Annotated in this window: 31 protein-coding genes, 1 tRNA gene and 5 pseudogenes; 10 read left to right on the forward strand and 27 right to left on the reverse strand. The window is 68.5% G+C overall.

Annotation, left to right across the window (positions count from 1 at the left end; all coding sequences use genetic code 11):
* Positions 1-180 precede the first annotated feature (180 nt).
* The gene (locus JIW86_RS00770; RefSeq protein WP_257552033.1) at positions 181-378 is read right to left on the reverse strand and encodes a hypothetical protein; all 198 of its coding nucleotides are present in this window, start codon (positions 376-378) and stop codon (positions 181-183) included.
* Between the two features lie 505 nt (positions 379-883).
* Positions 884-1,279, reverse strand: coding sequence for a hypothetical protein (locus JIW86_RS00775; RefSeq protein ID WP_257552034.1), 396 nt, complete (start codon positions 1,277-1,279; stop codon positions 884-886).
* Between the two features lie 833 nt (positions 1,280-2,112).
* Here JIW86_RS00775 and JIW86_RS00780 point away from each other — a divergent pair.
* A complete protein-coding gene (locus JIW86_RS00780) occupies positions 2,113-2,577 on the forward strand; it encodes a hypothetical protein (protein ID WP_257552035.1) in 465 nt (154 codons plus the stop codon).
* A 355-nt stretch (positions 2,578-2,932) separates the two neighbouring features.
* On the opposite strand, the gene JIW86_RS00785 is transcribed toward JIW86_RS00780, so the two are convergent.
* The 4 genes and pseudogenes from JIW86_RS00785 to JIW86_RS00795 form a co-directional block, all read right to left on the reverse strand.
* On the reverse strand, positions 2,933-3,181 hold the full coding sequence (locus JIW86_RS00785) for a hypothetical protein (protein WP_257552036.1): 249 nt from the start codon (positions 3,179-3,181) through the stop codon (positions 2,933-2,935).
* A gap of 247 nt (positions 3,182-3,428) precedes the next feature.
* Positions 3,429-3,914: pseudogene (locus JIW86_RS41920) on the reverse strand (TfuA-like protein); the annotation flags it as partial.
* Between the two features lie 340 nt (positions 3,915-4,254).
* Positions 4,255-4,506, reverse strand: a complete 252-nt coding sequence (locus JIW86_RS00790; protein ID WP_257552037.1) for a hypothetical protein — start codon at positions 4,504-4,506, stop codon at positions 4,255-4,257.
* A complete protein-coding gene (locus JIW86_RS00795) occupies positions 4,503-4,691 on the reverse strand; it encodes a hypothetical protein (protein ID WP_257552038.1) in 189 nt (62 codons plus the stop codon). Before JIW86_RS00795 ends, JIW86_RS00790 begins: the two co-directional genes overlap by 4 nt.
* Positions 4,692-4,917: 226 nt before the next feature.
* Between JIW86_RS00795 and JIW86_RS00800 the strand changes: the two genes are divergently transcribed.
* The 3 genes from JIW86_RS00800 to JIW86_RS00810 all read left to right on the forward strand — a co-directional run bounded on the left by JIW86_RS00800 (position 4,918) and on the right by JIW86_RS00810 (position 6,751).
* Positions 4,918-5,118, forward strand: coding sequence for a hypothetical protein (locus JIW86_RS00800; protein ID WP_257552039.1), 201 nt, complete (start codon positions 4,918-4,920; stop codon positions 5,116-5,118).
* A gap of 125 nt (positions 5,119-5,243) precedes the next feature.
* The gene (locus JIW86_RS00805) at positions 5,244-6,200 is read left to right on the forward strand and encodes a hypothetical protein (protein WP_257552040.1); all 957 of its coding nucleotides are present in this window, start codon (positions 5,244-5,246) and stop codon (positions 6,198-6,200) included.
* Between the two features lie 8 nt (positions 6,201-6,208).
* Positions 6,209-6,751: a GNAT family N-acetyltransferase gene (locus JIW86_RS00810; protein ID WP_257552041.1), complete on the forward strand. Its 543-nt coding sequence runs from the start codon at positions 6,209-6,211 to the stop codon at positions 6,749-6,751.
* A gap of 93 nt (positions 6,752-6,844) precedes the next feature.
* Here JIW86_RS00810 and JIW86_RS00815 read toward each other — a convergent pair whose 3' ends face one another.
* The 9 genes and pseudogenes from JIW86_RS00815 to JIW86_RS00850 form a co-directional block, all read right to left on the reverse strand.
* Positions 6,845-7,246, reverse strand: a complete 402-nt coding sequence (locus tag JIW86_RS00815; protein WP_257552042.1) for a hypothetical protein — start codon at positions 7,244-7,246, stop codon at positions 6,845-6,847.
* 724 nt (positions 7,247-7,970) lie between these two features.
* A pseudogene (locus JIW86_RS41925) lies at positions 7,971-8,051 on the reverse strand (IS5/IS1182 family transposase); the annotation flags it as partial.
* Positions 8,052-8,152: 101 nt separating this feature from the next.
* Positions 8,153-9,026 (reverse strand): IS5 family transposase gene (locus JIW86_RS00820; protein WP_257559177.1). Its coding sequence is split into 2 segments (ribosomal slippage): positions 8,153-8,659 and positions 8,661-9,026, totalling 873 coding nucleotides; the frame shifts between segments, so codons are not numbered across the junction.
* Positions 8,960-9,112 carry a hypothetical protein gene (locus tag JIW86_RS00825; protein WP_257552043.1) on the reverse strand — a complete coding sequence of 51 codons (153 nt, stop codon included), beginning with the start codon at positions 9,110-9,112 and terminating at the stop codon, positions 8,960-8,962. The genes JIW86_RS00820 and JIW86_RS00825 overlap by 67 nt, the downstream gene beginning before the upstream one ends.
* Positions 9,113-9,175: 63 nt before the next feature.
* A complete protein-coding gene (locus JIW86_RS00830; protein WP_257552044.1) occupies positions 9,176-9,388 on the reverse strand; it encodes a hypothetical protein in 213 nt (70 codons plus the stop codon).
* The gene (locus tag JIW86_RS00835; protein WP_257552045.1) at positions 9,385-9,558 is read right to left on the reverse strand and encodes a hypothetical protein; all 174 of its coding nucleotides are present in this window, start codon (positions 9,556-9,558) and stop codon (positions 9,385-9,387) included. The genes JIW86_RS00830 and JIW86_RS00835 overlap by 4 nt, the downstream gene beginning before the upstream one ends.
* Before the next feature lie 95 nt (positions 9,559-9,653).
* Positions 9,654-10,496 (reverse strand): helix-turn-helix domain-containing protein, encoded by an 843-nt coding sequence (locus JIW86_RS00840; RefSeq protein ID WP_257552046.1) that lies wholly within the window; start codon positions 10,494-10,496, stop codon positions 9,654-9,656.
* An 8-nt stretch (positions 10,497-10,504) separates the two neighbouring features.
* Positions 10,505-11,032 carry a DUF6879 family protein gene (locus tag JIW86_RS00845; protein ID WP_257552047.1) on the reverse strand — a complete coding sequence of 176 codons (528 nt, stop codon included), beginning with the start codon at positions 11,030-11,032 and terminating at the stop codon, positions 10,505-10,507.
* On the reverse strand, positions 11,004-11,246 hold the full coding sequence (locus JIW86_RS00850; protein WP_257559178.1) for a hypothetical protein: 243 nt from the start codon (positions 11,244-11,246) through the stop codon (positions 11,004-11,006). The genes JIW86_RS00845 and JIW86_RS00850 overlap by 29 nt, the downstream gene beginning before the upstream one ends.
* 567 nt (positions 11,247-11,813) lie before the next feature.
* On the opposite strand from JIW86_RS00850, the gene JIW86_RS00855 reads away from it, so the two are divergent.
* A tRNA-Met gene (locus tag JIW86_RS00855) sits at positions 11,814-11,887 on the forward strand.
* A 106-nt stretch (positions 11,888-11,993) separates the two neighbouring features.
* On the opposite strand, the pseudogene JIW86_RS00860 reads toward JIW86_RS00855, so the two are convergent.
* From JIW86_RS00860 to JIW86_RS00880, 5 genes and pseudogenes are all read right to left on the reverse strand, one after another.
* A pseudogene (locus tag JIW86_RS00860) lies at positions 11,994-12,239 on the reverse strand (fic family toxin-antitoxin system, toxin component); the annotation flags it as partial.
* Positions 12,240-12,245: 6 nt separating this feature from the next.
* Positions 12,246-13,262: a LacI family DNA-binding transcriptional regulator gene (locus JIW86_RS00865; RefSeq protein ID WP_257552048.1), complete on the reverse strand. Its 1,017-nt coding sequence runs from the start codon at positions 13,260-13,262 to the stop codon at positions 12,246-12,248.
* 75 nt (positions 13,263-13,337) lie between these two features.
* The gene (locus JIW86_RS00870; protein ID WP_257552049.1) at positions 13,338-14,171 is read right to left on the reverse strand and encodes an ATP-binding cassette domain-containing protein; all 834 of its coding nucleotides are present in this window, start codon (positions 14,169-14,171) and stop codon (positions 13,338-13,340) included.
* Positions 14,168-15,163, reverse strand: coding sequence for an ABC transporter permease (locus JIW86_RS00875; protein WP_257552050.1), 996 nt, complete (start codon positions 15,161-15,163; stop codon positions 14,168-14,170). Before JIW86_RS00875 ends, JIW86_RS00870 begins: the two co-directional genes overlap by 4 nt.
* A 128-nt stretch (positions 15,164-15,291) precedes the next feature.
* Positions 15,292-16,302, reverse strand: a complete 1,011-nt coding sequence (locus JIW86_RS00880) for a sugar ABC transporter substrate-binding protein (protein WP_257552051.1) — start codon at positions 16,300-16,302, stop codon at positions 15,292-15,294.
* A gap of 245 nt (positions 16,303-16,547) precedes the next feature.
* Between JIW86_RS00880 and JIW86_RS00885 the strand changes: the two genes are divergently transcribed.
* From JIW86_RS00885 to JIW86_RS00895, 3 genes and pseudogenes are all read left to right on the forward strand, one after another.
* Positions 16,548-17,510: a carbohydrate kinase family protein gene (locus tag JIW86_RS00885; protein ID WP_257552052.1), complete on the forward strand. Its 963-nt coding sequence runs from the start codon at positions 16,548-16,550 to the stop codon at positions 17,508-17,510.
* Between the two features lie 140 nt (positions 17,511-17,650).
* Positions 17,651-17,995: pseudogene (locus JIW86_RS00890) on the forward strand (glycoside hydrolase family 32 protein); the annotation flags it as partial.
* 1,190 nt (positions 17,996-19,185) lie between these two features.
* Entirely contained in the window at positions 19,186-19,494 is a 309-nt protein-coding gene (locus JIW86_RS00895; protein WP_257552053.1) for a hypothetical protein, read from the forward strand.
* Between the two features lie 134 nt (positions 19,495-19,628).
* Here the strand turns inward: JIW86_RS00895 and JIW86_RS41930 are convergent, their stop codons facing one another.
* Both JIW86_RS41930 and JIW86_RS00900 read right to left on the reverse strand, forming a co-directional pair.
* Positions 19,629-19,889: an SDR family NAD(P)-dependent oxidoreductase gene (locus JIW86_RS41930; RefSeq protein WP_416237503.1), complete on the reverse strand. Its 261-nt coding sequence runs from the start codon at positions 19,887-19,889 to the stop codon at positions 19,629-19,631.
* Positions 19,886-20,485: an SgcJ/EcaC family oxidoreductase gene (locus JIW86_RS00900; RefSeq protein ID WP_257552054.1), complete on the reverse strand. Its 600-nt coding sequence runs from the start codon at positions 20,483-20,485 to the stop codon at positions 19,886-19,888. The genes JIW86_RS41930 and JIW86_RS00900 overlap by 4 nt, the downstream gene beginning before the upstream one ends.
* A gap of 122 nt (positions 20,486-20,607) precedes the next feature.
* On the opposite strand from JIW86_RS00900, the gene JIW86_RS00905 reads away from it, so the two are divergent.
* Positions 20,608-21,084: a MarR family winged helix-turn-helix transcriptional regulator gene (locus JIW86_RS00905; protein WP_257552055.1), complete on the forward strand. Its 477-nt coding sequence runs from the start codon at positions 20,608-20,610 to the stop codon at positions 21,082-21,084.
* Between the two features lie 551 nt (positions 21,085-21,635).
* Positions 21,636-22,061: a hypothetical protein gene (locus JIW86_RS00910; RefSeq protein WP_257552056.1), complete on the forward strand. Its 426-nt coding sequence runs from the start codon at positions 21,636-21,638 to the stop codon at positions 22,059-22,061.
* A gap of 41 nt (positions 22,062-22,102) precedes the next feature.
* Here the strand turns inward: JIW86_RS00910 and JIW86_RS00915 are convergent.
* From JIW86_RS00915 to JIW86_RS00935, 5 genes and pseudogenes are all read right to left on the reverse strand, one after another.
* Positions 22,103-22,327 (reverse strand): annotated as a pseudogene (locus JIW86_RS00915) (HNH endonuclease); the annotation flags it as partial.
* Positions 22,328-22,454: 127 nt separating this feature from the next.
* A complete protein-coding gene (locus JIW86_RS00920; RefSeq protein WP_257552057.1) occupies positions 22,455-22,925 on the reverse strand; it encodes a hypothetical protein in 471 nt (156 codons plus the stop codon).
* 443 nt (positions 22,926-23,368) lie between these two features.
* The gene (locus tag JIW86_RS00925) at positions 23,369-23,731 is read right to left on the reverse strand and encodes a DoxX family protein (RefSeq protein WP_257552058.1); all 363 of its coding nucleotides are present in this window, start codon (positions 23,729-23,731) and stop codon (positions 23,369-23,371) included.
* Positions 23,732-23,781: 50 nt separating this feature from the next.
* Positions 23,782-24,375 carry a TetR/AcrR family transcriptional regulator gene (locus JIW86_RS00930; protein ID WP_257552059.1) on the reverse strand — a complete coding sequence of 198 codons (594 nt, stop codon included), beginning with the start codon at positions 24,373-24,375 and terminating at the stop codon, positions 23,782-23,784.
* A 409-nt stretch (positions 24,376-24,784) separates the two neighbouring features.
* A complete protein-coding gene (locus JIW86_RS00935) occupies positions 24,785-25,231 on the reverse strand; it encodes a hypothetical protein (protein WP_257552060.1) in 447 nt (148 codons plus the stop codon).
* Positions 25,232-25,461: the final 230 nt, after the last annotated feature.

Genomic DNA, 25,461 nt, shown 5'->3' on the forward strand with positions numbered 1-25,461 from the left:
CACTCCACTCCACCCGACTCGAGTCCTGACTCCCACACACCCGGCATGGCCACCAGCCGATCGCATCCGTCACGACACACCTCCCGTAGGCCTTCCAGCGTCCGCCCGGCCGAGTCCGGACGCATCCGGACGGCACACAGCCCCCGATCCGCCAGGGACCGGGGGCTCAGACGCGCACGGCTACGCGGCCGCCGCTACCGCCTCGACAACAGCGGACTCGTCGCCGACCTCCCGCCGGGCCCGCGCACGGAGCTCGCCGCGCAGCGCCTCGTCGGCCCACAGCCCCGAACTGCACCGCCGCAACGAGGCCAGCCAGGCCGCCGCGCAGAAGCAGCCGAGCCAGCCCAAGCCCGCGCCGAAGCACTGAGATTCAGCCACGCGTGAAGGGTGTTGTTCCGGCCATCGCGGGCGTAGCGTGAGCCTCCGCTGATGGTGGGGCCGCCCACTAGAGCCCCGCCGCTACGTCCCCTGTGCGGCGGGGCTCTTTTGCACCTAGTTGCAAAACCGCTCACCTGTGCCCCACCATGGGCGCAGATCCGGCATGCCCAGACACCGAAGCCCCACCAGCATGCGGGGCTTTCGCGCGTCACCAGGTGTGGGACTCCAAACGGAAGAAGTACTCCGCCGGGTCGATGCTCAGCCGGGTGCCGTCGGGCGGCCGAAGGGCGCATCCAGGCGCCCGTCCTGCGCCAGCCGCAGGGCGGGGTTCGCACCGCTGTGGAACCGGGGGTGAAGGTATGCCGAAGGCGCGGACCGGCCACTCGGTCCGCGCCTTCGGCATAGCCGCGACCCGGCGTCGTCCGAGGGGCTGCCTATCCGTCAGGCTCGGCAGTCAGAACAGCCGAAGCCAAGCGGCAGCGGACGCCACATCTGCGTGGGCGATTTACTCGACGATTTTCTGCCAGGCGGAGCACTTGATCGGAGTCGTGTCCGAGGCGCCATCCACCGTGCACACCTTCATTCTGTAAACGTTGATGGAGTACAGGTTTCCGTCGGTCTTGTAGACGCCACCGGCGTCTGCTCCCTTGCCGTTGTAGACGCTGCCCCACTCATACCAATGTTCAGTGCCCGCGCTCACCTCGATGTAGGCACGCACACCGTGACCGTCGGCAAGGTAATCAAAGAGGCCGAAGTCATCGCCGTCGTCGTAGAAGTGCAGAGCTCCGGCGAGCTTGCCGTCACTGTAGAGGTATGTGGCCTGGTCCGTAGCGAAGGCCGGAGTGCCGATGCCCACCAGGAAGGCGGGTACGGCCAGGAGAGTAAGCCATTTCTTGGACATGGAAACATCCTTGATTCGTTTCAGTGAACAGATCGCACTGCACGGCAAGCGTTCCACGTGGGACATGGTGGAAGGTCGCAACGTTGACAGCCACTTCAAGGGAGTGCGGAAATAGCCGACCCCCAGAAACATCTGTGCGAGTCGTTGCTCTCGCCGACAGGCCAAGAACGTACACCGACCCGAACCCTCGCGCTACGGGTTTACAGCCAGGAATCGGCCAAGATCATTTCATGTTTTCCGTGAAATTTCGGACTTCCCTTCACTGCCAGCCCGCCAAAGCTCAAGAAAACCTCAATAAAACACGCAACAGGACTGATTGGTCGCCAGGCCCTGCAAGTGTTGGGAATGCTGCGGGCGTTCACGAGCCAACACCGTGGCGCCGCCGCGGACGGCGGCCATCTCCTGTGCGCTCGCAGGGACTTCGACACTGGGGGTGGCCGGCAGCCGCGCACCCGAGCACCGCGCGCGGCCCCAGCTGTGGGCGGGTGGTCCGCGTGAACCACCACCGGATACCGGTGACTTGAACCGCATGGTGTCGTCAATTCCCGAGGAGAGAGGTGCGCTCGGTGCGCCACAGTCGGCGCAGGGTCCGGGCCGCACCCCCACTTGAGCTCCCACGACGAGGCGGTGAATAGTTGTCTGAAATTGCACGGAAAACATGAAATGATCTTGGCCGATTCCTGGGTGCAAACCCGTAGCGCGAGGGTTCGGGTCGGTGTACGTTCTTGGCCTGTCGGCGAGAGCAACGACTCGCACAGATGTTTCTGGGGGTCGGCTATTTCCGCACTCCCTTGAAGTGGCTGTCAACGTTGCGACCTTCCAGCATGTCCCACGTGGAACGCTTGCCGTGCAGTGCGATCTGTTCACTGAAACGAATCAAGGATGTTTCCATGTCCAAGAAATGGCTTACTCTCCTGGCCGTACCCGCCTTCCTGGTGGGCTTCGGCACTCCGGCCGTCGCTGACTCCACAGGCGAGATGACCGCGCTGACGGACCAGGCCGTATACCTCTACAGTGGCGGCAAGCTCGCCGGAGCTCTGCACTTCTACGACGACGGCGATGACTTCGGCCTCTTTGATTACCTTGCCGATGGTCACGGTGTGCGTGCCTATGTAGAAAAGAGCGAGTCGCCGTGGGCCTCCTGGTATAACGGCAAGGGGGCTGACGCCGGCGGCGTCTACAAGACCGACGGAAACCTCTACAGCATCTACACCTACAAGATGCGGGTGTGCACGGTGGATGGCGCCTCGGACACGACTCCGGTTGACTGCTCCGAATGGGAGTACATTTACGAATAGACCCTGATCTCGGTATCGTCGATTTCGTACCCAGGCCCGCAACGCCGTCTCGGGGTCGGCCCGGTGGGCACAGGCTCCCGGGCCCCTGGGTACGGATCGTGCTGGGCTTGGCCCCTCTGCGTGGACATCTGCGAACGTGGCAGGCCGGTTATCGGTGCGGCGGCAGATACGCCGTCAGGCCCGTGCCCGCCAGGTGGTGGGCCCGCCGGCCAGGGGCGTACGGCGGGGCGGGTGGCGGGTGGCCCGCGTACCGGCACATCGACCCCGTCCGCCTCGCCTCCCGCGTCGCGAACCCGAAGGTGATCGACGCCCGCGGCACCCTCACCGCCGACGACTGGCGCGACGCCGGGTGGATCTACCGGGCCCTCGGGCGGCCCTGCCGGCCCAAGGCCGGCACCACGGCGGCAGCCCGGGCAGACCCGGGCCGCCGCCGGCGCCGCTGCCCCGGCAGCCGCCGGGCGGGCTTGATTCCTTCCAGGACCTTCCACAGCGGTCGGCCCTCGGCGGCCCACAGCTCCAGCCGGCCCCGGTCGATCAGGTAGACGCCGTACGTCTCGCCCCACTCCAGTGCCGGCAGGGTGAAGCGGCCGTTGGTGACGAGCACTGCGAACCGGGCGCTCGCCGCCGGCCAACTCGTTGGACCAGCCCCTGGAGTAGCCCGTCTCCCACACCGCAGGCGACCCGGCGGCGGTCAGCGGGCAGTGGGCCAGCCTGAGTGCGGCCAGCGCGTCGGCACGCTTGACGTCGCCCCAGTGCCGGTCTGCGGTCCGCTGCTCCTCCACCCACCTGTAGAACTCGGTTTGCCCGGCCCGTCGGCACACCGCCCGCACCACGCCCTCCGTGCGAGCCGGGTAATGGACGGCTGCGAAGTCCCGCAGCAGCGCTGCCGCCCCGTCGGCGTTCAGGAGTCCGGCCCGCTCCCCGGCCCGGACCATGTGGCGTAAGTTCACCAGCGGCCAGGTCAGCGCGCGCAGGTCCCCGTCGGGGGCCTGTCCCACCGCCACTTCGTCGTCCCCGGTCAGCTCCCCGCAAACGTAGGCCCGGTAGATCCGCCCTACCCCGATCACCCCGTGACCGTGCAGCTCCGCCGCGCGCAGGGCGCCGATACTGGCGGCACCGATCACCCGGACACCCCTCGCCACCGCGGCCAGGATCTCCTTGTGTCGCAGTGCCGGGGCCTGGTGGTAGACGCCGTCGATGAGGACAGCAGTGTGCCCCGCCGCGATGGACTCATCCGCCAGGTCCCCGTGCTGGACCGGCGGGTGCACCCGCACTAGCGGTGCGCGCAGCACACCCTCTCCGGGCTCCAGTGTCGGCCCGACAAAGACGTGAATCATTCAGCCTCCAGAAACGCGAAGGGGTCCGGGACGCATTGCCGCCCCGGACCCCCTGAATCCACGAGGCCAGGCGAACACCTGGCCCAGCGTCAGACGAGTTGCGGGCCTCGGACTACCACTCGTCCTCGACGTCCTCGGTCCGCACGACCGGACCAGCCGCCAGCTCGGGTAGCTCCGTCATCTCCAGCTCACGCGCGGCCTGCTCGGACTTCGACATCACGTACTCCTCTCGTACTACTCCCACGTCCGGCCAGTCGGCCGTACGTGTTCCTGCTGCCGACACCGAGAAGGCGCCGGAGTCTGCTGACCGCATGCCCTGGTACCGGCGGCAGGCAGGAGGTCAGGGGGCCACCAGCCGAATGTCCCTTATGAGCGCCTGCCGTTCGCGGCCCGAGGCAAGTCGCACCCACACGTACGCCTGCGCGGCGTCGATGCCGTCCCACCCGGAACCCACCTGCACGATGTGGCCAGTGATTTCCTCCGGACTCTCACGGGCGCGGTCCTCGGGCTGGACGTAGGAGATGCCGGTGACCAGGTCGCCGACGGCGTACGGGGGACGGCGGTGGGTGCGGAGCCGGGTCATGGCGGTCACCGCTCCCCCTCTACAACTTCGCCGACATGGCCCTGGGCGATCTCTTCCGGGTACTCCCAGCGCGCGACGAACACCGCGAGGCCATGCTCGGCATGGGCGAGAGTGCGGGCGGAGAGGGTGTCGCAGATGACGCGCGGGGGATCCCGGGGAGTGGCGGCCGTGGGGTCGTTGCTGTGGGCGTCCATGGCGCTCCTCCGGCTCGTCGCGGGCGGGGGTCGGTCCGGGGCTCGAGCCCGGACCGCCCCTCCTCAGGGGGTGTGCGATGGGTAGTCAACTCGTCACGGCCCGGTAGGTCGCCCGCGCGGCCGGACTTTCCGGCGGACTTTCGCGACGAGGTCACCCTGAAAGTCCGGGCACTGTGGCCCTACCGTGAAGAGGAGAGGTCGCATCACCGCAGCAGGAGGGGGCCTGATGCCCGAACACGCCGAGCCGACAACGCCGTTCGCCGACCTGGTGGACGGGTTCGGGTGGCGCTCCCCTGCGGAGTTCATCCGCGTGTACGCGGCTGTTGCCGCCCGGATCGGGGAGCGCGAGGACGTCACGGACCGGCAGGTGCGACGGTGGCGGGCGCCATCGCCGCCGTGCCCGCATCCCGCCGTCAGCGCGTCTTAGAGGCGATGCTCGGCGTGCCCTTGGAACAGTGCGGGTTCCGGGTGCCACCGCACCGCCGCAACCCCGTCACGGCCCCCGTGCCGGTGCTCGACCCCATCCCCGAACTACGCGAAAGGGCCGATCCCGTGGAACGCAGAACCATCCTCGCCGCCGCGGGCGGCGCCGCCCTCGGCCTCACCGGGATAGGCACGGCAATGCCGGCCGCCGCAGCCGGCGGACCCCGCGTCGGCACCCACACCGTCACCGACCTGCGGTCCGGCCTCGCGTCCCTGTACGGGCTCGACGACCGGTTCGGCGGGGCGACCGTCGGCCCCCTCGCCACCGCGCACCTCGCCCGCGTACAGCGGCTCATCGACACCGGCAGCTACCCCGATACGATCGGCCGCCAACTGCGGCTCATCAGCGGGGAGACTGCCGAACACGTGGGGTGGCTGGCCTTCGACGCGGGCGACCACCCCCGCGCCCGCCGCTACTGGACGCAGGCCAGGGACACCGCGACGGAACTGCGCGACGACAGCCTCGCCGTCCTGGTACTCGCCTCCCTCTCGCTCCTGGAACTGCGAGAGGAGCGGCCCCGCGACGGTCTCGACCACGCCCGCCGGGCCTCCGTCCTCGCCGCACCGTGGGCGCCCCCGTCACTCATGTCCATCCTCGCCACCCGTGAGGCGCGGGCACTGGCCATGCTCGGCGACTCCGCGTCGGCGCGCACCACCCTCGCGAGCGCGGCACGCCTGTACGAGAAGGACCGCGGCAGCCGCCCGGCCCCCGACTGGACGCTCTTTCACGGCCCGGCTGAGCTCGCTGCCGCGCAGGCCGAGCTGTTCACCGCCGCCGGCCACCACAAAGCGGCTGTGACGTGGCTGCGCCGTTCCTTGGAGCGGCAGGAGGTCACCTACGCGCGCAACGAGGCGCTGCACCGGGGCCGCCTCGCGGGTGCCCTCGCCCGCTCCGGCGAGGCCGACGAGGCGGCGCACCACATCGAGCAGGGCGAGGCGCTGCTCACCGAAGTGTCGTCCGGCCGGGCGCGGGAGGGACTGGCCGTCGCGCGCCGCGAGCTCGACCGTATCCGCCCCGCCCGATGAGGAGAGCCGTGGACTACACCCTGATCACCGATCCCGCCGACGCCGGCCGCGCGCTGGACGGCATCGCCCCCGTATACGAGTCCGTGTTCGCGGAACCTCCGTACCACGAAGGGCCGCGCGACCTCGCCATGTTCCTGGAGACCTACCAGCGCGAACACAAGTCGCCCGGCTTCCGGCTGGCCCTCGCCCACGCCGCCGGCGGGGAGCTGGTCGGCTTCGCGTACGGGCTACCGCTCACGTCCTCCACCGGATGGTGGGACGGCTTCTTGGACACGACACCCGCGAAGGACTTCACTCGCGAGGACGGCCAGCGCACCTTCGTCGTAAAGGAGCTCGCCGTACTCGCCGACCAGCGCGGGCAGGGAGTCGGCCGGAGGTTGCACGCCGAACTGCTGGACGGGATCACCGCGCAGCGGGCCACGCTCACCGTTCGCCCCGAGGCCCCGGCCGCCGGCTGGTACGAACGGCTCGGGTACGAACTTGTAGGTCACACCCAGCCGTGGGATGGCGCACCGGTCTACCGGAGCCTGGTCAAGCCGCTGCGGACCTGACCACGGCAACACCACCACCCGCCTGGCCACCGAAGCCGGCTGAATCCGGAGCGGGTGCGCCCCGGCTACTCCCGACGGTGAAAGCACAGGTGCTCATGCTGGGTCCACTGAGCCTCGCTTGTCCTCAACGTGGACGACGTGAAGTTCGGTGCCGTCCCGGTGATGCTTGCAACGTCCGAACAAACCGACAGCGATCTCCGACTCATCGTGAGGCTCATCAGGGCCGACATAGGTCAGGACGTCGTTGTGATTCCCGGTGACGACCCACCCCTCGGCGTCCTTGAGGTCGATCACCCCGAAGTCTCCTGACGAAGATCCCACACGCGCCGGGCCGAACTCCTTCAGGATCTCGGTGGCCTGTTCGGCAAGCTCTCCATCCAGTGCGGTCAGCACTACACAAGTGCCATGCTCGAACAGCACCCACGACTTGCCAGGGTCGGCGAGAAGCCGCTGCAAGACGTCTATCAAGATCTCGGTGTCCACGGCGGTCTTCATGCCGCGCGCCGAGGGCTGTGTCGGGTCGGCAGCGAACGCAGGCCGGGACCCCCGGACAGTCCGGTGGCGGGCCATGCCGACGGCCCCGGCCTGCGCCGGGGCCTGGAATGTCAGCCCGCGTAGTCGTGATGGTCGCGGGGTCGTAGCCGTGGTTGCAGGCGGGGCAGAGGGTGAGGTCCTCGGGGTCGTCCGAGTGCCGGTTGGGGATGATGCCGCCGTCTCACTGCGGGTCGGTGCAGGCCATGAGGTCCCCTCGGTCGGGGTCGTCGTCCTCCTGATCCTCTGCTCGCCCCGGGCTGCGGCGCCCTCGGGCATCAGGACGGCGGGCACGGCTGAGGAACCCACACCAGCCACGACCGGGACGCACGGGCACCACCGCGCTGGCGTGCGCCACCTGCCGCCAGCCACGATGCGGCGCACACGATCCGCACCATGGCAGTACTTCAGCCGATTCGTGCTGAGCCTGCGCCAGCAGCAACGCCACGCCGTCGTTCCGGACGCAGCGTGCGCCAGCCAGGCAGTTCAGCTGCTGGCTGGCCAGATCGTCCCGACTACCCAGGGCTGCCCGACGTTCTGCAGGTCTCGTGCGAATTGGTCGCCGCAGCCCATTTCCATGTGGGTCGCCCACTGCCGCACCGCGCCAGCCGCCCAGTCCGCGAGCTGAAGCTGCGGGTGATCGTTGCTGTCCGCGAAGTCGATCTGCGTGGCGCCCAGCCTGTTGAGGAACTGCCCCGGCCTGGCCAGGCCGCGGTGCGGTCAGCAGCTTGCCGAAGCAGCGCGGACTCAGCCCGGTGAACGGGGCTATCCAAGACGGCTCCGACGCAAGATCCGATGGACGTCACCCCAGGGCTCCAGCATCAGATCCAACGGCACCTCGTCGTCGTTGCCGACCACTAGGGTCCGTCTTCAAACTGATCTTGCCCAGAGCAGGAGTGATGCGAGTGTGACCGCTGCTTCGTAGGAGGTGGCGGTCTTCTCGTAGCGGGTGGCGATACCGCGGAAGCCTTTGAGTTGGTTGAAGCAGCGTTCGACGGTGTTGCGGCGGCGATAGATCTCAAGGTCGAAGCCCGCGGGCCGACCGCCTTGACTACCCCGGTTGCGGCGGTGCTGCTTCTGGTCGTTCTTCTCCGGGATGGTGTGTCCGATACCGCGTCGTCGCAGGTAGGCACGGAATCCACGTGAACTGTAGGCCTTGTCGGCGATCACGTGGTCCGGTCGGCAGCGGGGCCGCCCCAGGCCGATGCGGGGTACTCGGATGCGTTCGAGCAAAGGCCGTGCGCAGACACCGTCGTGTCGTTGCCCCGGGGTGAGCAGTATGGCCAGCGGCCGGCCGCGGCCGTCGCAGGCGAGGTGGATTTTGCTGGTCAGGCCTCCTCGGGATCGGCCGAGGGCGTGATCGTCCGGTTCGTCCGTGCGATGCTTCCCCTTTTCGGCCGGTGGCGGCGGAGTGCTGGTGGGCGCGGACGATGGTGGAGTCGATCTGGACCAGCCAGTCGATGTCACCGGCGGCGTCGGCCTGGGCCTGGATCTGTTGCAGGGCCTGGGTGAACACGCCGTCGATCGCGTAGCGGCGGAAGCGGGTGTAGACCGACTTCCAGGGGCCGTAGCGTTCCGGCAGGTCACGCCAGGAAACCCCGGTCCGGATCTTGTAGACCATCCCGTTGACGACCCGGCGGTCCTCCGCCCGAGGCCGGCCTCTGCCGGCACTCGGTATCAGCGGAGCCAACAACTCCCACTCGGAGTCGGCAGCTCGTGCCCGAGGGCGTCCACGGCCGGGCAGAACATCTCCGGCGAGGTTTGGCCGTCCTTGAGTCGCTGGCCGGTGATGGTGAGGAAGCGGTGCAGTTCGGCGTTGGCGGTGCTCATGGTGGTGCCCTGCCGCTCGGTTCGATCTGGTGGGATCGGCTCGAGGTCAGGTGGCGGGGTTGGTCAGGAGGATCCGGTGGCCTCGATGTCGCCGACGGCCGTCGGGAGGTCCTGGCCGCCAGCTTCTGGGCTGATGTAGGCGAGGTCGGCTTGGCAGCTCCCCCGGTGCATGGGGATCTCCTCGCGGACCACGACGGTCAGCTTGCCGACGGTGCCGGAGGCGATGTCACGGACGCGGTGGCCCAGGAGCGGGTGCGGAAGCAGGTGTGCGCTCACCCGGCGCCGCCGTCCTCGCGTCCGTTTTCGTCGTGGCCTTCGTCGGTGTGGCCGAGGAAGCGTGCGAGTCCCTGATCGGAGCGGGCAAGGAGCTCTGGTGAGGGGATGCCGTATCCGGGCTGGGCCAGGTTCCAGCGGGTCGGCTTCGGGGTGTTGGTGGGTGCGTTCATCAGGGGCCTCCGTGCCGCTGGTGGAATCCCAACACTCTTGAGGCTAGGGATCCGGGCGGGGGCCGCTCAATGTTCTTGCGGAAAATTGCGGAGTTTCACCGGTGGGCGGCGGCTCGGCGGATCAGGGCTCGGGCGCCGTCGCCGTGGACGGCGTGGGCGGCGAGGTCGGCGAAGGCCCGCTCGTAGGTCGCGATCTCTCCGGGTGCCGTGATGGTGACGCGGGCGGAGAGCAGCTCGATGCCGACCTGGGCGTCGTCGTAGATGGTGAAGGACTCCATCGACCAGAGCGGGCGTGGTGCCCGAGTGGCGATGATGCCGATGGAGATCTGCGGCAGGGCGGTGAGTTCGAGGAGGTGGTCGAGCTGGGCTGCGGTGGTGTCGGGTTCCACGATGCGGGAGTGGAGGACGGATTCTTCGATGAGGAAGGCGAACTGCCGGCCGCGCTTGTGCAGGACGCGGGAGCGTTTCAGCCGGGCCGCCGCCGCGGCTTCGGCGTCGTCGGTGGCGTTGTGGAACGTGCCGTAGGCGGCGATGACGGCGGCCGCGTAGGCGTGGGTCTGGAGGAGGCCGGGGACGACGTGGGAGCAGTAGACGCGGAATTGGCGGGTGCGCTCGACGAGGGGGACGATCTCGCGTTGCAGGCTGGCGAGCCCGGCCCGGTTCAGGCGCTTCCACTCCACGTACATGGAGGTGGCGCTGCGGGCCGCGGCGATGAGGTCCTCGGCCTGGCCGTCGGCGCCGCAGGCCGTGCACCAGGCGCGGATGTCGGTGTCGGAGGGGACGGCGTGGCCGTGTTCGATGCGGGAGGTCTTCGCCGGGTGCCAGCCGCACGCCTGGGAGAGTTGTTGGCCGGCCAGGCCCGCGTCCAGGCGGAGGTGCCGCAGCCGGGTGGCGAGGGCGGTGCGGGCGGCCTGGGCACTGGACAGGGGCGAGGTCATGTGGGCGGTCAGGGCTTGTAATCCTCGTATGGGACGGCGCGTTCCCACACCGCGGTGAACGCGGCCGCGCACAGTGCGGCGACGGTGGGGTCATCCGACATTTCGCCGCCGGCGGGGGTGCCGTTGCCGGTGAAGTGGTTCCAGCGGATGAGGCGGCCGTCGATCAGCCAGAAGTCGTTGCCGGGCAGGGCGATGTCGGAGGCGTGGCGGCGGGGCAGGTAGCGGATCTCCTCGCCCGCCGCGATGTTCACAACCGCGCCGGCGTGGCTGTACTTGGAGTAGTCCGACAGCGGCTCGGAGACGATCCGGGCCCGGCGTACGGTGACGCCGCGGGCGACGGTGCGCCGTACCAGGCCGGTCCAAAATGCCCAGTACTCGGAGTCCGGGTCGAGGTTCCGCTCTCCGGTGGCAAGCCACTGGGCGAAGCCGGCGGACTCCGCCGCGACCCCGTAGCCGTCGCGCATCTCCAGGTGGAGGGCTGAGTGCTCGGCGCCGTCCAGCAGGACGTCAAAGGCCGGCACGTCGCTCTGCGGCATCACATGCCTCCCTCAGCATCGTCACCATCCGCGCCGGAATCCGTACAACACCTTCGGTGTCAGGGATCGCACCGGTCTCCAGACACTCGTCGAGCAGCGCCTGGTCGGCCTTCCAGCCTTGGATGACCACGTCCGCTGTCGCCTCGTCGACCCACACCGTTGGGCACTGCCCGGTGTCGGAGTTGGGATCGATTCCGATGAACCGTAATGCCATAACCGCCTCCAGCATCGCTCTGCTTGCGGAAAATTGCGCTCCACCTAGTGGAGCAGGAAGCGGGTCGGACAACCAGCACACGGCCTGAACTCCTGCAGGTCCGGGACGATCTGGGAAGGTGTTGTTCGGGCAGCTCTGCAGATCGGCGGGCTGCGAGGAGGGCGCTGCCGACTGTCCGTCTCCCTTTGACCTGCCGCCCGTTGACCCACCATGGATAGCGCCCATCCCCATGCCCTCCAGTGGATAGGGGAATGTCCCAGGGACGGAGCGAGGCCCCGGCCCGCAAGGGGAGAGCTCGTCAGGCTGCAGGTGGGGGCAGGGACGGGCATGCTCCGGGGCATCGCCACCGCCCTCCACAGCTGGATGAGGAGACCTCACCTGGGCCCGCGGCGGGGAGGAACCATCGCGTGAGGCCCCGCCACCATGCGCACCGTGAGACGCGTCCTCGCCGCACGAGCCGACCAGATGGACATCCGACTCATCACCATTGCCGGGCAGCCAGGCCCTTGAGCAGGGCAAAGCTGGTAAACGGGTGGTCCTGCGGTGCCGTAAGGTGAGGTTTACCGACGCGGGGTGGAGCAGTTCGGTAGCTCGCTGGGCTCATAATCCAGAGGTCGCAGGTTCAAATCCTGTCCCCGCTACTGAAGGTTGAAGGGCCCGGATCCTCAAGGATCCGGGCCCTTTCGTCGTATCCAGCGCTTCGGCCGCGCGGCTGCCCGGGGGCCGCCGGCTGCACGGTGCGTACGCCTATCGCCAGGTGCGCAGGAGTTCGGTGATTCGGGCGGTGGCGGTGCGGGGGTCGTAGAGCTCTTGGGCGAGTGCAGTGAGCTGGTCGCGGCCGGGGTCGACGGGGATGCCGCTCGCGGTCAGGTACATCACTGCGGTCGCGCAGGCGACCGTGAGGTTGGAGCGTTCCAGCCAGCGGCAGCGGCCGAGCGTGTGGACCAGGGCTGCCGCGCGGGCGTAGGGGCCGCCGTAGACGGGCTGTTCAAGCGGCGCCTACAAAGCTGCGAGTTCTCCCGATCCTCGTACGATCAGCCGGGTGGGGACGGTGATGGTGCGGGCGCGGGAGCGGTCGCCGTCCAGGCGTGCCAGGGCGGTCTCCGCTGCCTTGCGGCCGATCTCTTCCGGGTGCTGGGCTACGACGGTCAGGGCGGGTTCGAGCGCTTCGGCGAGTGGCACGTCGTCGAAGGCGACGACGGCGATGTCTTTCCGCTTGATGCGGGCCAGTTCGGCGACCACTCCCAGCGCGACGATGTTGTTGCCGGCGAACAGAGCGGTGGGGGGATTCGTCGACTCCAGTAGACGGGAGGTGCAGACGGAGGCGCCGTGCTGGTCGTGGGCGTTGACGACCAGCGAACGGTCGTGGGGGATGCCGGCTTCCGCCAAGGCCGAGCGGTATCCGGCCAGGCGTTCACGGCGGGTGTAGAGGTTGGTGGGGAGGTCGCCGACGAAGCCGATGCGACGGTGGCCGTGGGCGATCAGGTGTGCGACACCCTCGTGTGCCCCCGCGAGGTTGGAACTGACGACGCTGTCCGTGGTCAGCCCGGCTCCCGGCCGGTCGATGAAGACGACGGGCAGCCCCGTGCTGCGCTGGCTCCGCAGGTGGGAGTGGTCGGCGCCGACGGACGGGATGACCATCAGGATACTGATACGACGGGCGAGGAACTTGTCGGTTAGTCCCCTTTCGCGTGCGGGTTCGTCCGCGGAGGACCCCATGAGCAGGGTCAGACCGCGGTCTCGCACGACGTCCTCGATGCCGCCGGCCACCGCTCCGAAGAAGGGGTTTCCGAGGTCGGGTACGACGAGCCCGATGGTCGTGTCGGGTCCTCCGACACGAATGTTCCGGGCCATGAGGTTCGGCTGGAAGCCGAGTTTGGCCACGGCGGCGAGAACCTGTTCCCTGGTCCGGGCCGAGGCAGGTCCGTCCTCGTTGAGCACCCGGGAAACCGTCTTTGCGCTGACGCCGACTTCGCGGGCGACGTCGGCCAGGGTGGGGCGGCGGTTCGCTGCCATGAAGCGGAGGTCTCCCTGTGCTCGTCGGTTCCGGCCGCGGCCTCGGCCGGAACCTGTGAGGGTCTTCGTCGGATGTCAGGTGGCCTGGACTCCTGCTGCCTTGGCGGCCTCGGAATCCGCTACGACAGTACCTCCGGTCTCATCGAGGGTCAGCGCGCCGGTCATGATGGCGACGACTTCGGCCATGCTGTAGTCGGAGGGCTTGATCACAGCAGCCCGCCGGCCCAGCCGGTGGACGTGGATCCGGTCGGCGATCTCGAAGACGTGCGGCATGTTGTGGCTGATCAGGATGACGGGCATGCCCTTGTCGCGGACCCGGCGGATCAGGTCGAGGACCTGTCCCGATTCCTTGACGCCGAGAGCGGCGGTGGGCTCGTCCATGACGACGACGCTCCGCGCCCAGGCGACGGCACGTGCGACGGCCACGGCTTGCCGCTGCCCGCCGGAGAGAGTCTCGACCGCCTGCGTGAGCGAGCGCAGTCCGATCTTGAGGTCGGCCATGTGCTCCGCGGCCTCCTGACGCATGCGCTTCTTGTCCAGCATGCGGAAGACACTGCCGAGGACGCCGGGCCGGCGCAGTTCACGTCCTAGGAACATGTTCGAGGCGATGTCCATCGAGGCGGCCACCGCCAGGTCCTGGTAGACGGTTTCGATGCCGTTGGCGCGCGCGCTCTGCGGCCCTGTGAACTGGATGAGTTCGCCGTTGAGGCGTATGTCGCCCGCGTCCGGTGCCACCGCACCGGTGAGAGCCTTGATCAGGCTGGTCTTGCCGGCTCCGTTGTCGCCGATGACCGCGAGGACCTCGCCGGGCATCAGGTCGAAGTCGGCGCCGTCGATGGCGGTGACCTGCCCGTAGCGCTTGACCAGACCGCGGGCCTGGAGAACAGGGGTGGGGGCGGTGGTGGTCATCGGGCCTTCCTCCGGGACATCTGGTCGACGGTCACCGCGAGGATGACGAGGATCCCGGTGATCAGGGTCTGGTAGATGGAGGCCACACCCATCAGTTGGAGGCCGTTGCGGAAGACACCAACGATGAGGACACCGATGAAGGTGCCCAGGACCGAACCACGCCCACCGAAGAGGCTGGTACCGCCGAGGACCACGGCGGTGATGCTGTCGAGGTTCTCGGTCTGTCCTGCCTGCGGGTCGCCCACCCCAGTGCGGGAGATAAGCAGCAGGGCGGCGAGGCCGTACAGCACGCCGGCCACGGTGTAGATGCCGATGGTCAGACGGGAAGTGCGGATGCCGTTGAGGCGTGCGCTTTCCTGGCTGTTGCCCAAGGCGTAGACATGCCGGCCCCATCCGGTGCTGCTGAGGGCGTAGGCCAGGAGCAGGAAGAGGACGATGGTGACCAGCGAGCCGTAGGTGATGTCCGTGCGGCCGAGCGGGAAGGTCTCACCCAGGGCGGTCAGCGGACCCGGCAGGCTGGTGACGGTCTGCTCTTCGGAGTAGATGTGCGTCAGGGCGAACGCCACGTTGAGCATGCCCAGCGTCACGATGAACGGCGGCAGCGGGATCTTCTGCACCAGAAGCCCGTTGAGAAGTCCGAAGCCGCCGCAGACGACCAGGCCCATGGTGATGGCGAGGAGCGGGGGCAGAGTGCCCTCGGCCGCCATCTTGGCGATCACGATGCTGCCGAAAGCCATCACGGCACCGCACGACAGGTCGATGCCAGCCGTGAGGATGATCAGGGTCTGGCCGATGGCGAGAGTGCCGACGACCATGACCTGCTGCACGATCAGCGAGAAGTTCCCGCCCGTGAGGAACTGGTCCGTCGACAGGGAGAAGACGACACAGGCGAGGAGGAGAGCGGCCAGAGGGCCGGTGGTCGGAGCGGCGAGGAGCCTGCGGGCCGGGGTCGGCGTTTTGAGCTCGGCGTACGGCGCGATAGTGGCTGTCATACGAAGTCCTTGTCGGAAAAGCAGAAGTCCTCGGGGGAGGACAGACGGGGGCGGCCGTCCCCGATCGGGGCAGGGCCGGCCACCCCGCAATCGGGTTTCACAAGCCGACTGCTCGGGAGTCGGGCGCCTCAGCCCCAGCAGTTGTCCAGGCCGTAGGCGGTGTCCTTCGACGCGACCCCCTCCTGTGGCGTGCCGGTGATCAGGCTGACGCCGGTGTCGGTGTAACCGGTCGCCTTCTTGCCGTCCTCGGCGTACTTCACGACGGCCCCGACACCTTGGGCGGCCATCGTCAACGGGTACTGCTGGGAGGTAGCGGCGATCTTGCCGTCCTTGACCGCCTGTGTCCCGGTGCAGCCGCCGTCGACGGAGACGATCAGGACGTCCCTCTCCATGCCCTTGGCCTTCAGCGCGGTGTACGCGCCGAGCGCGGCCGGCTCGTTGATGGTGTAGACGACGTTGATGTCGGGCGCCTTCTGCAGACAGTTCTCCATGGCGGTCTGGCCCTTTGCCTGGTCGCCTCCGGTGTCCTGGGAGCAGACGATCGCCGGGTCCTTCTCGCCGATGCCGAAGCCCTTGAGGAAGCCGTCGTGCCGCTGGACCCCGACGGCGACGCCCGGCGCCAGGTCGAGGGTGGCGATCTTGGCCGCCTTGCCCTTCATCGAGGCCTTGGCGTAGGCGCCGATCAACTCCCCGGCCCGGAAGTTGTCGGTGGCGAAGAGGGCGTCGACCGCGCGCTGGGGGTCGGTCGGGGAGTCCAGGGCGATGACCAGAATCCCCTTGGCGCGGGCCTTGTCCAGGGCAGGCACGATGGCCTTGGAGTCGCTGGGAGTGATCAGGATGCCCTTCACCCCTGCGGCGACCATGTTCTCGATCGCGGTGACCTGCCCGGCGTTGTCCCCGTCGAACTTGCCGGCCGAGGTGATCAGTTGTGCACCGCTGTCCTTGGCGGCCTTCTCCGCACCCTCCTTCATCTTCACGAAGAACGGGTTGGTATCGGTCTTCGTGATCAGACCGACCTTGACGCTGCCCGATCCGTCGCCCGTGGAACCGGATCCGCAGGCCGTCAGGGTAAGAGCCGCGATGCCCAGGCACGCGGCGGATCTGATCAGGGAGGGGGTCGGGCGGATGGTGCGAGGCATGTACGGCTCCTGCGGATCGCGTGCGGCTGGCCGGCATCGAAGCATGCCGTCCCGTGATGTCATCGTTGACTTATGTCATCGTTGACACTGCTTGCCGAGGATGATGGACTCCGTCTGCCCGACACGTCAATGCCTTACCGCTGTTACAGATCGGCAACGTTCCCGGTCGTCGTTCGCCCGGAGAAGCAACGCCCGCGGCGCGGCGTACTCGGTTTGCCCGTCCGTTCGTCAGAGAAGAGCAGTCCATGAGTTCGCGTCAGATCACTGTCTTGGGCGAATGCGTCGCGGACGCGTTCGTCCGGCCCGCAAGCGCTCCGAATGAGCTCGACCTGCATGTTCTGCCGGGTGGTGGACCGGCGAACACGGCCGTGGCCCTGGCTCGTCTGGGCACTCCCTCCCGCTTCCTCGCGCGGCTGTCCCAGGATGTGTTCGGCCGGCTGTTCCGGGCCCACTTGGAGGCTTCAGGGGTAGACCTGTCGCACGCCGTCGTGGCTTCGGAGCCGAGCACGTTGGCGGTGGCGGAGCTGGACGCTCAGGGCCAGGCCGCGTATTCGTTCCACGCGCAGAGCACGGCCGACTGGCAGTGGTCGAGCGCCGAACTGGCCGGTGTGGACCTGTCCTCCACCGCATGCCTGCACACGGGCTCGCTCGCCCTGATCCGGGATCCCGGGGCGGCAACGGTAGAGGAGTTCCTTGAAACGGCCTCGTCCCAAGCCACCATCAGCATCGACCCCAATGTCCGGCCGCTGCTGGTGCATCTGGAGACCTACCGCGCGAAACTGCGGCACTGGTGCGACCTCGCGGACATACTGCGGCTGAGCGAGGAAGACCTCAGGCTCCTCCTGCCGGAAACACCCCTCGCGCAGGCATGCGATGTCTGGCACGCCGCCGGCGCACCGCTCGTCGTGGTCACGCGTGGCGCAGATGGCGCTCTTGCCTCGCTGAACGGCGAGCGGATGCACGTGCCCGCCGTGACGACACGGGTCGTCGACACGGTCGGGGCCGGTGACTCCTTCACGGCGGGTCTGCTGCACCACCTGGGCGCACGTGGCCTCCTGGGGGGCCGACTGGCAGGTCTCCGCCTGGACGAGGTGGCGGAAGCCTGCCTGTTCGCCGCCCACGTCGCGGCTCTGACCTGCTCCGTCGCCGGTCCGAACCCTCCCTGGCGGAGTCAGCTGCCGGAGTGCACATCCCAGATCAACGTGTGACTGGTCCAGCCGGGGAAAGCCGTCCCAGCCGTTGACGCGTCGGCCGAGATACGTCCATCATCGCCCCACCCGGTGTCATCGCTGACATAAGTCAGCGATGACACTCATGGCCGACGCGGTGCCACTGCGTCGGCAGGGCCGACATGTCCTGGGGACACGCGGTGAGCACCGACCTCATGCACTGGAATGAGCTGCTGCTCTCCCTGTCCCACGACGACACAGAGATGGTGTTCTCCGGTAGAGCGGTCATCGACTGAAACAACACCACCGGCTTCGGCACGAAGCAGAACCCGCCAATGGTGGCGATCTACACCAGCTACCACAAAGCCACCGGCACGCAGGCTCAGTCGCTCGCCTACAGCAACGACCGTGGACGTACGTTCACCAAGTACGACGGCAACCCCGTCATCGACATCGGCTCCAAAGAGTTTCGCGACCCCAAGGTCCAGTGGTACGAGCCGACCAAGAGCTGGCTGATGACGGTGAGGTCGGCGTCCAGGTGCGGCCACCGGTAGCGGTCCTCGTGCAGCCGGACCGGGGTGCCGTGCGCGCGCAGCAGCGGAGCGAACCGGCTCACCAGGTCGAATAGTTCTGCGGGCATGGGCTGGCGGGTCAGCCCACCGCAGCCGACCGTGCGGTGCGAGTATCCGGCGGCGTACCGGCGCAGCCAGTCGCCGAGGCCGTCCTCCGGGGTGATCCGCCCGGCCGCGGCCGCGTCCGCGGCACCGCACGCGATGAGCAGCCGCAGCCAGGCAGCCGCGTCGTTCTTCGACTCGGGAAACAGGTCGAGGAGGGCCGTGGCCTGCTCGTCGGTGGGCGGGTGGTCGCCGAGCGGGCCGGCTGCCGCGTCGAGCAGCCGGTCGGGTAGGGCCTTGCCGCGGGCCGCGGCCAGCACCCCGCCCAGCACCCGGGCCTCCTCCTCGCTGCCGAGCCCGGCCGCACGGGCCGAGTCCCGGACCCGGCGGGCCAGATCGGCGGGAAGCTCGCCGGGGGACGCCGCCCAGGCGCTCAGCAGGCGGACGAACTCCTGGTGCGCGTCAACCGGTTCGAGGACACCGGCCAACCAGACCGCCGCACCGCTGAGCTCACTGGCGGGCAGGGCGCCGAACCGGGCGAACAGCAGTAGATTCGCCCGCCGCCAGTCGGGATCGACCGGCAGAGCGTGGGTGCGCTCGGCGGCGCGCGCCTGCGCGTAGGCGCGGACTGCGGAGCGGCGGTGCGTCTCCAGCATCCAATGACCGATGGTGTCCCAGAACCAGGGCAGGTGGGCGGCCGGCAGGCCCCGGGCCAGGCGCTCCGCGTCGTCCACGAACCGGCCGGGCCTCTCCCAGGCCCGGTGCCGGCTGCTGCCCGCCCGTTCCAGCGTGTCGCGGGCGTCGGTTTCGATGCCCGGCCCCTGAGTACGTGCCCAGTCGGCGTACGTCTCGGAGATTCGGTGATTGGCTGGGAGTGGGACGGGAGTTCCGGTGTTGCTGGTCATACGTGTGATCTTGCCAGGCGGTTCTGACAGGGGCTGTTTACGAGTACCTCTGATCAGGCATGCGCGTCTCGCGATCGTGCCATGCCCCCACCGCCGAGCCGGTATTGAACACGTTCAAATCATCTGGCAGGATGGCCGTCGAGAACCCCGCCCCACCGGCGGGGAACGCGGATACCGTCCGGAGGTCAGTGCACCGTGCTCATCGCCCTTCTTGTCTTCCTGATCCTGGGTGCAATCGTGACCCTCCTCCCGGGCGCCGTTATGGGATACGGCTGCGTAGCGGTGAGCGGCAGCATGTCGCTCAGGGCCAGGATCGCGCTGCTGCTGTTCACGGCCGGGGCCACGGCGGCGACGTGGCTGATGCTCTCGCACGCGTGGGGGCTGGAAGCCGCAATCCTGTCGTTCGCCGCGACGGCCGCCTCGGGAGCCCTTTTCCTCACGATCGACATCTCCAAGCGTCGCGCTCCCCGCCGACCGCACCCGGCATGGCAGGTCCGCAACTGAGCCTGGGCCGGTAGGCGGGGTCCACTCGGGCGGTCCGGCGCCCCCGCAGCAGCACTCGCCTACGCGGCTCCGACGTGTTCCGGTCGGCCGCCGCGTGCTGTCGGCCGTCATGGCGCGGGCGGCGCCGGCGCCCCTCAGGATGTTGGCCAGCGTGACCACGCCTGCTCCGACGAGCACCGCGACGCCGGTTGGCCCGGCCGGGGACGACGGTGGGGCGACGGCGTCCGCGCAGGGCGTTCAGAGCGGCGGCGACCGCCGGGGCCGAGTTCGGTCATGAGGGCCCGCAGGTGCGGCTCGGTGCGGGCAACCGCGGTCACGGTGCGACCCTCGGCGGCCAGTGCCGGCGCGAGGCCGCGCCCGATGCCTTCTGTGGCGCCGGTGATCAGGGCGGTCATTTCTCCGCCTTGGGGGCCGTGGCGGGCGAGTAGAGGAAGGAGAAGCGCTCCATCACGTTCTGGCGCTGCGTGTTGTGGAAGGCGGCGATGTGCCAGGCGCCGTCGGTGTCGCGGACCAGGGTGTACGTCTGGACCTTGGACAGGTCGGCGACACCGGGCTTGCCGCCGGTGTAGTCGTCGCCGCGGCCGGTCACGACGGCCGCGTCCTTCCCGAGGAAGCGCAGGTCGAGGTAACTCGCGGCGAGCTTGGTGCCCTTGACGAAGTCCTTGAAGAGGGCGCGGTGCCCTTCGGTGATGTCGGCGCGGCCCTCGTAGTGGCTGCCGACGTACGTGGTGTAGGTGCCGTCCTCGGTGAACTGGCGGCCGTACGCCTCCGCGTCGCCGCGGGCCCAGGCGTCGATGAGGGCGTCGAGGGTGGCACAGATGGCTTCGCCGTCGGCGGTGTTCGCGTCCGCCGGGATGACGTCGGCGCAGTTCTCCTTGCCGGTGCGCCGTATGCCGGAGGTGGTGTCGAGGTAGAGGTACGCGACGGCGGCGCCGAGCGCGAGGACGGCGGCGGTGGCGAGGGCGGCACGCTTGACGGTCTTCCTGTTCACGGGAATGCCTCTCGGTCGACGGAACGGTCGGATGACGGCAGCCGCCACGTTGACTACACTGGCGCAACAACTGCACACATGCATTATCTGCACACGTGCAGATAAAGGGGAAGGGTGACGGGATGACGGAGCAGGAGCAGGACGACCGGCGGACGGTCTTCCGGGAGTACGTCGATGCCGTGGGGCTGCACGGCATGGCGGGTGCGGAGGCCGCGGGCCTCCAGGCGTCCGAGTGGTACGCCCTGAGCCGCATCACCCTGGCGGGCGGGCTCACCTCGGGCGAACTCGCGGCCGGGACCGGACTCACCACCGGGGCGACGACACGGCTGATCGACCGGCTGGAGCGCGCGGGATACGTACGCCGCACCGCGGACCCGGCCGACCGGCGCAAGGTCGTGGTCGAGGCGGTACCGGACGCGCTGGCGGGCGTCGAGGCGGCGGTGGGCCCGGCCCGCAAGCGGATCGGCGAGGTACTCGCCCGCTACACGCCGGACCAACTGGACCTGCTCTTCGACTACTTCTCCCGCGCGGCCCCCGCGTTCCGCGAGGCGACGGAGGAGATCCGCGCGGCGACACAGGAGCGCAAGGGCCGCCGATAGGGACGGTGCGGCCGGCGGGCCGTCGGCCGGGCTGCGAAGGGGCGCGCAAGCCTCGGACCGGCGTTCTCTCGCACGACCAGAAGGCGGCAACCAGAACGAGCCGGCCCGGGCGAATCCCAGGAACACCGCCACAGAGAAGCGACTCCTCGACATCCTCGCCAAGGGAGGTCTATCCCGAAGGCCCGCGGCGGCCGCGCCGGCTGCCGTGCAACCGCCTGATCAGCGCGGGGTCGACGGCAGCTGGGTGCCCTCACGGAGGCAACGTGGGTATCGGGCTCACTGACTAGGTGACGGTTCTGCCGTCCTGCATAGCTCTGCTTGCGGGCAATGACGGCGATTGGAGAACGACTGATCGCCTCCCACGATCGACGCACCGAGCAGTCCGCTACCCCAGGCGGATGGTTCGTCAGCCGCCACTGCAAGATTGCGCTCGGCAGCGGCATCCAGCTGCATGGACCCGCACTGGTGCAAGGGGAAGCCTGAATCCAGTTGCATGAGGTCCGTGCTCGGCAGCGATACTCCGGGTCATGAGCAGAATCGCTGAGGTTATCGTGCTGGCCCAGAACGCGGACGAGGTGATGGAAGCTCTGACGCTGCCCGACCCCACCCGTACCTGGCGGGCGCGCTTCGCCGAGATGAACCCGAATCGCTGGGGTTTCGGCTGGGGTGCGGAGTTCGAGCGCATGGGCGGCAGGTCTGGGTTGCTCAAGCACCTGGAGTCGTTGCCGTGGCCTCGTCCGGAGACGGTACAGGTACTGATCCACGACGAGGAGGACGACTGCTTCGGCCTCTGGATGATCCACGATGGCAGGCTGGTGGAAATACCCCTTCCACGTACCCGACGGGCCTGGTGGTCCGGACCGCCCGAGGAGGGCTACGCTCCCGACCCCGGCATCCTGAGCCGGACGGACTGCAGGCCCATCGACTGGCCGGAGGAGATCGAAGGCGGTGACCAGTCCCGCCCGCCAGCCTGGTGAGGTGAGCACGTGCGAAGCCGGATGACCAGGTCCGTTCTAGCAAGCCGGTCCTTCTCCACCTCGTCGACAACGAGGCTCCAGCGGCGCTTCGTCGCGGTCCACTCGGCGCCATACGGGCACAGCGCGTCCGCGGAAGGGAGCTACTCCGCCGGATCCTGATCAGCCTTCTGCCTGTTCGAACGGGCCGTCACCCCAACCAGGGAGGTCGGCTGACCCTGGTCGTTCGTGTACGCCTCCCGCCGCGCCGCCGTCCAGGATGAAGGGCCAACTGGCGGGGAGCGTCATTCGGAGCGTATTCCTGCCTGCGACCGGCGGTTGAAAGGTTCGAGCTGGCAGTCTGTCGGTGTGGTCGGGGCTGGCAACGGTGTGCGTTGCCGCGGGCGGCAACGGGCATCAGGAGTGGTAAGCGGCCTCATCCTGCCTCAGGTAACCGCCCGGAGGGCAACCGTCGTCCGGGTCCTGCGTGGGACACATGCTGGGGTCCTCTGCATCGCCGTAGAGGTAGACCCACACCGTGCACGTCGGATCCTCGGTGAAGGACAGCTCAAGGTCATGGCCACGCGTGGCGGTCTCGTCGGGGACGGCACCCCCACGGCCTGCAGCGCGGGCGTAGAACGCCCAGCGCCCAGTGGACAGTGTCTCGGGATTGCCGCAACCCAGCGCCTCAACCTTGTCGAAACCCGTTCCGGTGAAGGTGTGTTCCTTCGAGAAGGTCAGGGACGTCCCGGCAGAGCTGGTCCATGTCCCTACCAGGTCGTCCTGCGGAATCTCCGCAGAGTGGATCGCTGCGGCATACCCACAGGACGCAGTGAGCACCACCCCGGTCACCGCGAGAACGATCGCCCGCCATCCGCGCATGTTCACAGACCTCTCCCGGAGGTTGGATGTCCGGCCCTGCGACCGCACACCTTTATTTGAACATGCTCAAAACTAGCGGCTTCCCTCGGGGCCGCACAACCGACACCTCACAGAGAGGACCCCTCGGTCAGCACTCGCCTTCGTCGTAGACCTCATCTCTGTGAAGTAGCCCCTGCAGGGGGGATACGTTCGGTTGTACGGACGCGGCCCGGGCCACCGGGCCGCATCCGCGCCCTTGTCACCCCACGCCACTGCGACGGCGGCTCGGGACAGGGCCGGGCCCCTAGCGGGCGGCCGGCTCGTAGACGACCGTGATGGTGGGACAGTCCTCGGCGAGCCCGAGCAGGGCCTGGCGCTCGGCCTCGTCGGCGGCCACTTCGCCCCACCCTCCGGGGTGGGGCGAGCCAAGGCTGGTCCCTCTTCAGAGCGTCCGAGAGGAGTGCCGGCACTCAGAACCTGCCGAGGGCGACGAAGATGCAGGCAGCCAGGAGGAGCATGTTCGCACCGAAGACCTGCTTGTACTCCCTGAGGCTCCAGTGCGCGACTGCGGCACCGATCATGACCGCGCCGAGGCCGACGGCAGCCAGCGGGGTGAGGACTGGGGCTATACCGGTCAGTTGGGGAGCGATGAGCCCGAGTGCCGCCACGATCTCCAGTGCCGCGACCACACGGATCACCGACAGGGGGAAGGGCGCGACGCCGGTCTGGCCCGTGGCAATCATCTTCTCCTTCGCCTGCGTCGACTTCAGAAATCCTGATCCCATGAAGACGGCGGCAAGCAGGCCCTGCGCGGTCCACAATGCGATGTTCATTGAGCCACTCCGATTCATCTGTGTTGGTCGATCGGCTGTTCTGCCACCGCTCAGGAAGCGGGCTGCTGGAGGAACCCCTCGGCCAGGTCCACGAAGGCAGCCACCAAGCGGTCCTCGTCGAGGCCGCTGGGATGGGTGTCGAACACGTCCCGCAGCAGCCAGAAGTGCGAGACGGCCCCCACGAGCACCACGGCGAGCGCGTCCCAGTCCCGTTCCCCCGGGCCGGCCTGCATCCTCAGCCACTGCGCCACCGCAGCGTGGATGCGGCGCATCTCGCCCTCGCGGACCTCTTCCAGCAGCGCCGGAAAGGCTGCCAGGTCACGCACCACGATCCGGTTGAGGTCGCGCTCCTCACCCAGACGCCGCAGGCCGGCACGAGCCAGTGTCGCCAGACGGTCGCGCAACGGCAGCGCGCCAACGGCCTGCATGTCACCCAGCAGTTCGAGCAGCCCGGCATTCTCGGCGACCTTCGAGCGCACACCCTCGGCCAGCAGCTCCTCCTTCGAGCGGAAATGCCGATAGAGGGCTCCGGACCCAGGCGAGAGCCCGGCGGCCCGCTCGATCTCGGCGACGGTCGTCTTCGCGTAGCCCTGCTCGCCGAAGAGCCGCATGGCCTCCTCCACCACCCGTGAACGACTGTCCACGCCCCACCTCCTGCAAGTAAGTACTTACTTATGATCATAGGCGAGAACTGCAGCGCACGCAAAGAGCGGGACTGACGACATTTTCCGTAGCCGGAGATCATCGCGCAGCGGGCGCCATCCCGGGGTCACCGCTGTCGGGGATCGGCATGGTCTTGCCGGCGGCGGGCTCGGGGCCGGATTCCTCCCTGCCGCCCAGTCGTTGCGCTTTCCGCACCCTGGCCCGCGGGCGGCTGACGTCACATGACGGCCTGTTGACGCCACTCGCCCGGCTGGTTCTGTAACGGGTTTCGAGAATGTCGGTACTCGATGGCGAGAACGCACTCTTCCTCGGGGAAGCGGATACCTGCCTCATGACCGGGGTTGTGCTCAACACGACGTACACCGAGCAGGATCCGGCCTGGACCCGGGGTCAGGGCGAGGCGGCAAGCGTGACGCGGTGGAAGTATTCGTCGTACTCGCAGCCGGCGTCCGGTTCGCCGGCGGTCGGACACATCGCGGGATCTTCCGCCTCGCCGAAGAGGAAGACGGGAATTCTGCAGTCGGTACCGGAGAACGTGAGCTGCAGGTAGGCACCGCGGTCCACCGGCTCGTCCACCACCGAACCGAAGCGCCAGCTGCCGGAGGACAGGTCCGACCGGTCGCTGCAGCGCTCTGCCGCTGACAACCCGGCAACTCCGTCGCTGATGAAACTTCCGTTCGCGTGGAAGGTCAAGACCGTCCCCTCCCTGCTGCGCCACTCCCCTGCCAGCTGGTCGGCCGAAAGCGCCACGGCGTGGTACGCCGCAGCATTGCAGGCAACCGTCACCGCGCCGACAGCCACCAGCAGCCCGGCACGCCGCCATCCCATGCGTCCCACAGCAACTCCACCCCCGCAGACAGGCCCGCATCCACGGGCTCAACACATATTTGAACACGCTCAAATATGTGGCTTGCGCCCGGGCCCCTGCCGTGCCGACCGATATCCGGCCCACATCGCCCCGCCCGCCACCCGCGAACGCGTGACCAGACCGCTGCTTCCGGGCTGCCATCGCGCGATACGAGCAGACCCCCTGTTCCTACTTCTCGGTTCTGGCACAGATCCTGGGG

Source organism: Streptomyces sp. NBC_00162, assembly GCF_024611995.1.
Lineage (GTDB): Bacteria > Actinomycetota > Actinomycetes > Streptomycetales > Streptomycetaceae > Streptomyces.

What these genes read in the sequence shown, in the direction of transcription:
- JIW86_RS00840 (WP_257552046.1), bottom strand. Translation starts at nt 10,496, where the DNA reads ATGACCTCGCCCCTGTCCAGTGCCCAGGCCGCCCGCACCGCCCTCGCC.
- JIW86_RS00775 (WP_257552034.1), bottom strand. Translation starts at nt 1,279, where the DNA reads ATGTCCAAGAAATGGCTTACTCTCCTGGCCGTACCCGCCTTCCTGGTG.
- JIW86_RS00800 (WP_257552039.1), top strand. Translation starts at nt 4,918, where the DNA reads ATGCCCGAACACGCCGAGCCGACAACGCCGTTCGCCGACCTGGTGGAC.
- JIW86_RS00815 (WP_257552042.1), bottom strand. Translation starts at nt 7,246, where the DNA reads ATGAAGACCGCCGTGGACACCGAGATCTTGATAGACGTCTTGCAGCGG.
- JIW86_RS00905 (WP_257552055.1), top strand. Translation starts at nt 20,608, where the DNA reads ATGACGGAGCAGGAGCAGGACGACCGGCGGACGGTCTTCCGGGAGTAC.
- JIW86_RS00875 (WP_257552050.1), bottom strand. Translation starts at nt 15,163, where the DNA reads ATGACAGCCACTATCGCGCCGTACGCCGAGCTCAAAACGCCGACCCCG.
- JIW86_RS00925 (WP_257552058.1), bottom strand. Translation starts at nt 23,731, where the DNA reads ATGAACATCGCATTGTGGACCGCGCAGGGCCTGCTTGCCGCCGTCTTC.
- JIW86_RS00835 (WP_257552045.1), bottom strand. Translation starts at nt 9,558, where the DNA reads ATGAACGCACCCACCAACACCCCGAAGCCGACCCGCTGGAACCTGGCC.
- JIW86_RS00880 (WP_257552051.1), bottom strand. Translation starts at nt 16,302, where the DNA reads ATGCCTCGCACCATCCGCCCGACCCCCTCCCTGATCAGATCCGCCGCG.
- JIW86_RS00825 (WP_257552043.1), bottom strand. Translation starts at nt 9,112, where the DNA reads ATGAGCACCGCCAACGCCGAACTGCACCGCTTCCTCACCATCACCGGC.
- JIW86_RS00845 (WP_257552047.1), bottom strand. Translation starts at nt 11,032, where the DNA reads ATGCCGCAGAGCGACGTGCCGGCCTTTGACGTCCTGCTGGACGGCGCC.
- JIW86_RS00885 (WP_257552052.1), top strand. Translation starts at nt 16,548, where the DNA reads ATGAGTTCGCGTCAGATCACTGTCTTGGGCGAATGCGTCGCGGACGCG.
- JIW86_RS41930 (WP_416237503.1), bottom strand. Translation starts at nt 19,889, where the DNA reads ATGACCGCCCTGATCACCGGCGCCACAGAAGGCATCGGGCGCGGCCTC.
- JIW86_RS00795 (WP_257552038.1), bottom strand. Translation starts at nt 4,691, where the DNA reads ATGGACGCCCACAGCAACGACCCCACGGCCGCCACTCCCCGGGATCCC.
- JIW86_RS00870 (WP_257552049.1), bottom strand. Translation starts at nt 14,171, where the DNA reads ATGACCACCACCGCCCCCACCCCTGTTCTCCAGGCCCGCGGTCTGGTC.
- JIW86_RS00865 (WP_257552048.1), bottom strand. Translation starts at nt 13,262, where the DNA reads ATGGCAGCGAACCGCCGCCCCACCCTGGCCGACGTCGCCCGCGAAGTC.
- JIW86_RS00850 (WP_257559178.1), bottom strand. Translation starts at nt 11,246, where the DNA reads ATGGCATTACGGTTCATCGGAATCGATCCCAACTCCGACACCGGGCAG.